Source organism: Alkalibacterium sp. m-11, assembly GCF_054658155.1.
The window spans coordinates 1-1956 of record NZ_BAAGIR010000235.1 but is presented as its reverse complement, the minus strand read 5'-3'; the positions used below and the strand labels follow the sequence as shown (position 1 = coordinate 1956).

At 33.1% G+C, this 1956-nt stretch carries 2 protein-coding genes and 1 pseudogene; 2 read left to right on the top strand and 1 reads right to left on the bottom strand.

Annotated features, from left to right (window positions below):
- Window positions 1-240: 240 nt before the first annotated feature.
- Window positions 241-339 (top strand): annotated as a pseudogene (locus tag ACYQ2O_RS12045) (AraC family transcriptional regulator); the annotation flags it as partial.
- 92 nt (window positions 340-431) lie between these two features.
- On the opposite strand, the gene ACYQ2O_RS12040 reads toward ACYQ2O_RS12045, so the two are convergent.
- Entirely contained in the window at window positions 432-653 is a 222-nt protein-coding gene (locus ACYQ2O_RS12040; RefSeq protein ID WP_459796686.1) for an acetate uptake transporter, read from the bottom strand.
- A 652-nt stretch (window positions 654-1305) separates the two neighbouring features.
- Here ACYQ2O_RS12040 and ACYQ2O_RS12035 point away from each other — a divergent pair.
- Entirely contained in the window at window positions 1306-1746 is a 441-nt protein-coding gene (locus ACYQ2O_RS12035) for an OsmC family protein (RefSeq protein WP_344909948.1), read from the top strand.
- Window positions 1747-1956 lie beyond the last annotated feature (210 nt).

Sequence of the window (1956 nt, the reverse complement as noted above, 5' to 3'; positions counted from 1 at the left end):
CAACACAATCAGGAAAAAGTGATGGCATAAAGAGGAGTCCCTCTTTTATTTTTTAAAACTGTATACTTTTGAGCATTTCAAGTTGATTAAGTGCTTAAAATTATGGGGTTTTGACACCATAATCATACAATATCAAAGATCGGGCTCCTTTTCACTTAATTAGTGAAAGATCGATTGGCTATTTTTAATTGATTTGATACAGTTTCTTTAAGGTTTTTGATATGGCTGTGAATAATCCAGGATTCAAATTATTTTAGTTATTTATTTAAAAAGAAAGAAGGTATTTCCCCGACAGAATATCGTAAAAAGATGACAAACAATACTGAAAAATTTAAATAGGATTGAGGAAAAAGCTTAATCATTAAAATAAGAAGTGAGACATGAGCGCTCACTTCTTTTTTATATTTAAGCTTCTTTCGTTCACTGAATTATTAACTCGCTTTATTAATTTCGCGACTAGTCCATACATGACCCTCAGCTTTATACTCAACGATTGGCAAAATCCTTTTGCCGTATAACTCATTCAACACTTGTATCATAGCAACATAAATCGCTGAGAAGCCCCAAATGATGCCTTCATAACCGGCAAGCGTTAAAACCACGCTAGAACCTGTGAAATTACCAATCGCAAGTAAGAAAAACAAAATTGCCAATGTTCCAAAAACAACTTGTAGAGCTTTATTTATCCGTCACGTTCCTGATAAACATAAGTAAGGTAAACAATCCTCACATGAATGCGATTGCAGCCATCGCCAAAATTATTGCATCCAATTTAAAAAACATCGATATTATCCTCCATTAAAATTTAACGATTTTATACAGCAACAGACTCCTTTTAGATTTATTAAAAAATATAAAAGACGTGGAAAATATGGTGAAGTTTGCACACGCTTGAAGACAGAAAACCAGTCCACTTAACTACCAACTACTTGGATTAACCTACATAAACAATTTGATATAAGCTATCGCGCCACAAATTGGACAGTACTGTCTAGAGATAGATGAAGATATATTTATTCCTATCCACACTGCTATTACATATTACTGGTACTGTGTATAGCCACTTCTTACAACGTGATTATGACCCTAAAATAAAACATTACGACCAGCAGAAGTGAGGGCATAATTAAACGGCTCATCAGAGTTTTCAAGTGCTTTTGCATTCTCTAAATGGATTCTCACCGAAGCAAATAATGAATCAGACTCGAATATAGTTACTTAGCTAAGTATTGATTTTATATTTTCGCCGTGGTATAATATCTTCATTGATCGATGATTCACAAACTTTGCTAGGAGGAAAAAACTATGTTAACGACATTTAAAGCAGTTACAAAAAAATTACCTGATGGACTTCAAGTTGAATGTAACTCAAGAGGATTTAAAATTATAGCAGATGAACCAGAAGATCTTGGTGGGACTGACAAGGCAATGAACCCTGTTGAAATGGTTTTATGCGCTTTAGGTGCTTGCCAAACTATTGTTGCTAGTGCATTTGCTGAAGCTCATAATTTCTCTTTTGACGAATTTCACGTTGAACTTGAGGGTGATTTGGATCCAGATGGCTTTTTAGGACTCGCGGATGTAAGAAATGGCTTTGAAGAAATTCGTTTTTCTATGCACTTTAAAACAAATGAATCACAAGAAAAAGCAGAAGCCTTTGCAAATTTTATTGAAAAAACTTGTCCAGTAGGAGATTGTTTAGAAAACGGTGTTAAATTAGTATTATCTAATGTTGTCAGATATTAATTTAAATGACTAAGCTAGTTTAAATATAATCTTTTGTACAGCAGATTGGAATTTATTCAATTATCAATCTGCTGTTTATTATAATTAACTCAAGTTTTGCAGTTGAATATCCAGGTTTAACCCTTGCGGTTATTGAAACTTCTTATAAATAATTATCAAAAAACACACAAAAAGACACCTCTCTTTGGTAAAATGTAGTCACCATAACAA